Origin of the sequence: Sphingomonas sp. (assembly GCF_031426035.1) — a bacterium.
GTDB lineage: Bacteria > Pseudomonadota > Alphaproteobacteria > Sphingomonadales > Sphingomonadaceae > Sphingomicrobium.
This window is the reverse complement of the sequence record NZ_JANPKO010000124.1, coordinates 1-5,813: the sequence shown is the minus strand read 5'-3', so window position 1 is coordinate 5,813 and position 5,813 is coordinate 1. Positions and strand designations below refer to the sequence as shown.

The following is a 5,813-nucleotide window of genomic DNA, read 5'->3' as shown; positions in this document are numbered from 1 at the left end:
GGATCAGTCCGCCCGCGCCGACCGCGTCGCCGGTGCGCAACATGGTGCCGATATTGCCCGGGTCTCGGAGTGCTTGGGCCACCAGCCACAGCGGCGCGGATCCCCGGTCGATCGCCGCGAGCTCGGTTGGCGGTTGCTTGTAAACGCCGAGAATGGCCTGCGGATTATCCTTGCCGCTCATCTTGGCCAGGATGTCGGGGCTGGTCTCGATCACGTCGGCGCCCTCGGCCTCCGCCGCGGCGATGATCTCGGCGGCGAGGGGGTGCCGCGCCCCCTCGGCGGAAAAGGCGACGATCTCGGGCAGCCGGCCGCTGTCGCGCGCTTCGGCGACGATCCGCAGCCCCTCGGCGAGGAACAGCCCCTCGGCCCGGCGCGCTTTCTTGTCGCGCAAGCTGCGCAGGCGCTTGACGGTGGTGTTGGAGAAAGCCGTGATCAGGCGCGGCACGGCCTACTCCTCGTCGAAACGGTTCTCGACCAGCTGCACGAGAGTCGCCAGGGCCTGCTCGGCGCCGATCCCGTCGGCCTTGATGACGATCGTGTCGCCCATTGCCGCGCCGAGCATCATCAGCCCCATGATCGAGGTGCCGCACACCGAGTGGCCGTCCTTCGCGACCTCGACGGTGGCGTCCATCGCGCTCACTGCGTTGACGAACTTGGCGCTGGCCCGCGCATGGAGGCCGCGGCGGTTGACGATCCGGACTTCGGCTTCGTGGGCGGTCAAGCCGCCGCTTCCCCGAGGATCTCGCTGGCAACCGAGATATACTTGCGCCCGGCTTCCCGCGCCGCGGCGACCGCGGCGTGGACGCTCATTACCTTGCGCGCGTTTTCGAGGCGGATCAGCATCGGCAAATTGACCCCGGCAATGACCTCGATGTTCTCGCTCTTCATCAGGCTGATGGCGAGGTTGGACGGGGTGCCGCCGAACAGGTCGGTCAAGATGATCACGCCATTGCCGCGCTCGACCTTGGCGATCGCGTCGGCGATGTCGCGGCGGCGCGCCTCCATGTCGTCGTCGGGGCCGATGCACACCGACTCGATGGCCTCCTGCGGCCCGACCACATGCTCCATGGCGACGACGAACTCCGCCGCCAGCCGGCCATGGGTCACCAACACTAAACCGATCATTCGCTCACTCGCCAGTATCGCCATCCGCGGCGCGTCCGGGGTCTTCCTCGATCGTGTCACTCGGCTCGGAAGCGAGGTCGCGATGCCGGATATTCGGCGAAAAGCCCGCGCCGCGCAATCGTTCCGCCATCTCGACCGCTGCCGTGACCGAGCGATGGCGCCCCCCAGTGCAGCCGAACGCAATCGTCAGATAGCTTTTGCCGGCGCCCCAGTAGCGGGGAATCCAGTCGGTGAGAAGCGCCTCGATGCGGTCGATCGCGCCGGGCCACGCCGGATCCTGCGCGATATAGTCGCGCACCGCCTGGTCGGCACCGGTCAGCGGCCGCAGCTCGTCGATCCAGTGCGGGTTGGCGAGGAAGCGCAGGTCGAACACCAGATCGGCGGTGCGCGCGATGCCGCGGGCGAAGCCGAACGAGACCAGGGTCAGCACCATCTCGTCGCTGTCGCTGGGATAGCGGCGCCTCAGCTCGTCGCGCAGCTCGGCCGGGGTCAGGTCGGTGGTGTCGATCACGCCGTCGGCGCCCTGGCGCAGCGGCGCGGTCAGGCTGCGCTCGCGCGCGATGCCGTCTTCGGCGGGACGGTCGGGCGCCAGGGGATGGCGACGCCGGGTCTCGCCGTAGCGGCGGATCAGCTCGCCGCCGGAGCAGTCGAGATAGAGGACGGCGGGGCGGACGCCGGGGATGGCGCGGAGGATGGATGGCAGGGCCTCGGGGTCGAAGCCGCGGCTGCGTGCATCCATGCCGACCGCGATGGGCACCTGGCGGCCCGGCCCGCGTCCGTGGGCGACGTAATCGGCGAGCATCGCGGCGGGGAGGTTGTCGACGGTGTCCCAGCCCATGTCCTCAAGCGCGTCGAGCACGGTCGACTTGCCCGCCCCGGACATGCCGGTGACGAGCAGCAGGCGCGGCAACGGGCGCTGACCCGGCCGCGCCGCGCTCATCCGGCCGCAGCCATCACAGCACCGCCATCGTCAGAAGCGCCATCGTCAGAAGCGCCGGCCGAAGCGGTCGAGCGCCAGCGCCACCTTGGACGCGGCGGAGGCGGTCATTGCGTCGATGTTGACGAGCGGCAGCGCGACGCCGAGGATTTGCCGCTCGCGGTCGTCGTCGGGCAGGCGCTCGATGTCGCTGGCGAGTTCGATCAGCAGCGCCACCGGGACGTCCTGGACGGTCTCCAGCTCGACGATGCCGATGCCGCGCACTTCGAGCTTGCCGGCGATGGTCGGCGGGGCCGAGGCGATCAGCCGGTCGCCGTCGCGGCGGACCAGGGTACGGTCGTCGCTGACCAGCGCGAAGCCGCGGTCGAGCATCCGCAAGGCAAGATCGGATTTTCCCGATCCGGACGGCCCGGTGATCATCACCGCGCGGCCCTGGCTGGTGACGGTGCTGGCATGGACCGTCTCGGCCGACAGCAGGCGCGTGCTCATGCGCGCTCGGGCGCCGGCAAGCAGATGGTGAAGCGGGCGCCCGAAGGCGCGTCGTCGCGGTCCTGCACGTCTATCTCCCCGCCGTGGCCTTCGACGATTGCCCGGGCGATCGCAAGGCCCAGCCCCGAATGGCGGCCGAATTGCTCGCCGTCGGGGCGGATCGAGTGGAAGCGGTTGAAGATCGCTTCGCGCGCCTCATGCGGCACGCCGGGGCCTTCATCCTCGACCCGGATGCGAATGCTGTCGCCGACCCGCGCCGCGGCGATCTCGACCAGGCCGCCAGGGGGTGAGAAGCTGATCGCATTGTCGATCAGATTGTCGATTGCCCGCGCCAGCCGCCCGGCATCACCCATCACGATCGTGCTCGCCGCGCGCGGGCGGGCAAAGGCGAGGCGCGCATCGCCCCGTTCGCGGCGAGTCTCCCAGCTGCCGACGATCTGCTCGATCAGCGGCCCGACGTCGACCGGCTCGAACTTGGCACGGGCGAGCTCGGCGTCGGTCCGCGCCGCTTCACTGACATCGCCGATCAGGCGGTCGAGCCGGCGGACGTCCTGGCCGGCGATGTCGAGCAGCTTGGCACGCAGTTCGGGATCGTCGACACGGCCGAGGCCCTCGACCGCGGAACGGAGGGAGGCGAGCGGGTTCTTGAGCTCGTGGGTGACGTCGGCGGCGAATGCCTCGATATTGTCGATCCGCTGGCGCAGTGACTGGCTCATGTCGCTGACCGCGCGGGCCAGCATGCCGATCTCGTCGCCGCGCGACGGCAGGCGCGGCACCTTGACCTCGCGCGAGCGGCCCTGGCGCACGCGGTGCGCCGCGATCGCCAGCCGGCGCAGCGGGCGGACGATGGTGCGGGCGAGAAAGAGCGACAGCAGCAGCGACAAAATCGTGACGAAGATCATCGCCAGGCCCAGCGCGCGGCGCTGCTCGCGCACGGTGCGTGTGAAATTGCGGTCGTTGGCGTTGAGCAGAAGTACGCCGTCGAGCAGCGGCGCGGCCGCCGACAGCACCGGGGTCAGGTCGGGCGCCTGGCGAATCTCGGTCGCCAGCCGGCCGGTGCGCCGCGCCTCGACCGCTTCGGGCCACGCCGCCAGCCGGTCCTCGGCGGGTTCGGCATAATCCTCAATCGGGTCGGCCCCGACCAGGGCATTGAACCCTCGGTCGAGCGAGCGCGCAATGCCCTTGGTCCACTTCTGGGCGCTCGGGTCGCGCAAGCGGAACGTGGGCCCGGTCAGCCGCCAGCTGTCGGTGACCAGCCGCCCGCTGCCCTCATAGACCCGGATCCGGCTCTTGGTCTCGCGGGCGATGCGCGCGGTGACGGCTTCGCGGTTGGCCGCCGGTGTGCTGGCCAGCGCGATCGCTGCCAGCCGCGCCTCGCCACGGGTCTGGCGGATGCGCTCCTCGGTCAGTTGGTTGCGGTAGGCATCGAGGTAGAACACGCTCAAGGCGACCAGCGCCAGGGTCAGCACGTTGACCGCGAGGATGCGCGGCGTCAGGCTCCACCGCCCGCGCCACGGCGGGGTGGGCCGGCGGCGGCGCCTAATCCTCATCGAAGCGGTAGCCGACGCCGTACAGCGTCTCGATGGCGTCGAACTCGGGGTCCACGGCGCGAAACTTGCGGCGCATGCGCTTGATGTGGCTGTCGATCGTGCGGTCGTCGACGTAGACATCGTCCTGGTAGGCGATGTCGAGCAGCTGGTTGCGGCTTTTGACCACGCCGGGACGCTGGGCGAGCGCCTCGAGGATCATGAATTCGGTCACTGTGAGCACCACCTCGCGGCCGTCCCACAGCACCTTGTGGCGGGCCGGGTCCATGGTCAGCCGCTTACGCTCGATCAGGGCTTCCTCGGGCTCGGCCTGCGAAGCAGTGGCCTCGCCGCGAGCAAGGTCCTGGCGGCGCAGCAGCGCGCGGATGCGCGCGATCAGCAGGCGCTGGGAGAACGGCTTGGCGATATAATCGTCGGCACCCATCGCCAGGCCCAGGGCCTCGTCGAGCTCATCATCCTTGGAGGTCAGGAAAATCACCGGCAGCGAGCTCGTCTCACGCAGCCGCCGCAACAGCTCCATGCCGTCCATCTGCGGCATCTTGATATCGAACACGCCAAGGTCGGGCGGATTGTCGGCGAACGCCTTCAACGCCGCCGCGCCGTCGGAATAGACGCGGGTGATGAACCCTTCGGCCTGGAGCGCGATGGAGACGGAGGTCAGGATATTGCGGTCGTCGTCGACCAGCGCGATGACATGGCTCATGCTTGGCTCTGCGCGCCCTTGCCGTGAGCCATCCGCTTAGACAGCGTGCCGCGGCGAGACAAGCTGCCCGTCCGGCTTTGACCGGAGACGATTCTCCGGTCTATAGTTGGTCACGCTAGAAATGCGGCGGCACCCCACGGGTCGCCGCCGCTATGTCTATTCAGAAGGGGAAATTCGAGTGACCGACCGGGTCCCGCAGCACGGGATTGACGCGCAGGGCATCGCCACTGGCGCGACGCTCCACTGGAACCTGACGACCGCGCCGCTGGTCGAGCATGCGGTGCGCCGCGGCGAGGGGCTGCTGGCCAAGGACGGGCCGCTGGTGGTCAAGACCGGCAAGCACACCGGGCGCTCGGCCAATGACCGCTTCGTGGTGCGCAATGCGGTCAGCGACGACACCGTGTGGTGGGGCAAGTCCAACCGCCCGATGGAGCCCGACGCGTTCGACCGCCTGCACGAGGATTTCCTCGCCGCGCTCGGCACCAAGGACACTTTGTTCGTGCAGGACCTGTTCGGCGGCTCGCAGCCCGAGCACCGCGTCAAGGTGCGCGTGATCAACGAGCTGGCATGGCACAATCTGTTCATCCGCACGCTGCTGGTGCGCCCCGACGAGCGCGACCTCGCCGGCTTCGTCCCGGAATACACCATCATCGACCTGCCCAGCTTCAAGGCCGACCCGGCCCGCCACGGCTGCCGCAGCGAGACGATCATCGCGGTCAACCTCGAGAAGAAGCTGATCCTGATCGGCGGCACGGCCTATGCCGGCGAGATGAAGAAGTCGGTATTCGGCCTGCTCAACTTCATCCTGCCGACCAAGCAGATCATGCCGATGCACTGCTCGGCCAACATCGGCCAGGACGGCGACACCGCGGTGTTCTTCGGCTTGTCCGGGACCGGCAAGACGACCCTGTCGGCCGACCCCAAGCGGACGCTGATCGGCGACGACGAGCACGGCTGGTCGGATACCGCCGTGTTCAACTTCGAGGGTGGTTGCTACGCCAAGATGATCCGC

The 5,813-nt window shown here is 69.0% G+C and carries 8 protein-coding genes; 1 reads left to right on the top strand and 7 read right to left on the bottom strand.

What is annotated here, in order from left to right; all coding sequences use genetic code 11:
* From RMP08_RS09105 to RMP08_RS09075, 7 genes are all read right to left on the bottom strand, one after another.
* The coding region (locus RMP08_RS09105; protein ID WP_310468681.1) for an RNA methyltransferase substrate-binding domain-containing protein at positions 1-445 on the bottom strand (445 nt) is incomplete at its 3' end.
* 3 nt (positions 446-448) lie between these two features.
* A complete protein-coding gene (locus RMP08_RS09100; RefSeq protein WP_310468680.1) occupies positions 449-721 on the bottom strand; it encodes an HPr family phosphocarrier protein in 273 nt (90 codons plus the stop codon).
* The gene (locus RMP08_RS09095; RefSeq protein ID WP_310468679.1) at positions 718-1,125 is read right to left on the bottom strand and encodes a PTS sugar transporter subunit IIA; all 408 of its coding nucleotides are present in this window, start codon (positions 1,123-1,125) and stop codon (positions 718-720) included. Before RMP08_RS09095 ends, RMP08_RS09100 begins: the two co-directional genes overlap by 4 nt.
* Before the next feature lie 4 nt (positions 1,126-1,129).
* Positions 1,130-2,065, bottom strand: a complete 936-nt coding sequence (rapZ, locus tag RMP08_RS09090) for an RNase adapter RapZ (protein WP_310468678.1) — start codon at positions 2,063-2,065, stop codon at positions 1,130-1,132.
* Between the two features lie 45 nt (positions 2,066-2,110).
* On the bottom strand, positions 2,111-2,551 hold the full coding sequence (locus RMP08_RS09085) for an HPr kinase/phosphatase C-terminal domain-containing protein (RefSeq protein ID WP_310468677.1): 441 nt from the start codon (positions 2,549-2,551) through the stop codon (positions 2,111-2,113).
* Positions 2,548-4,101, bottom strand: a complete 1,554-nt coding sequence (locus RMP08_RS09080) for an ATP-binding protein (protein ID WP_310468676.1) — start codon at positions 4,099-4,101, stop codon at positions 2,548-2,550. Before RMP08_RS09080 ends, RMP08_RS09085 begins: the two co-directional genes overlap by 4 nt.
* Positions 4,091-4,801: a response regulator transcription factor gene (locus RMP08_RS09075; protein WP_310468675.1), complete on the bottom strand. Its 711-nt coding sequence runs from the start codon at positions 4,799-4,801 to the stop codon at positions 4,091-4,093. The genes RMP08_RS09080 and RMP08_RS09075 overlap by 11 nt, the downstream gene beginning before the upstream one ends.
* Before the next feature lie 178 nt (positions 4,802-4,979).
* Here RMP08_RS09075 and RMP08_RS09070 point away from each other — a divergent pair.
* The coding region (locus RMP08_RS09070; protein WP_310468674.1) for a phosphoenolpyruvate carboxykinase (ATP) at positions 4,980-5,813 on the top strand (834 nt) is incomplete at its 3' end.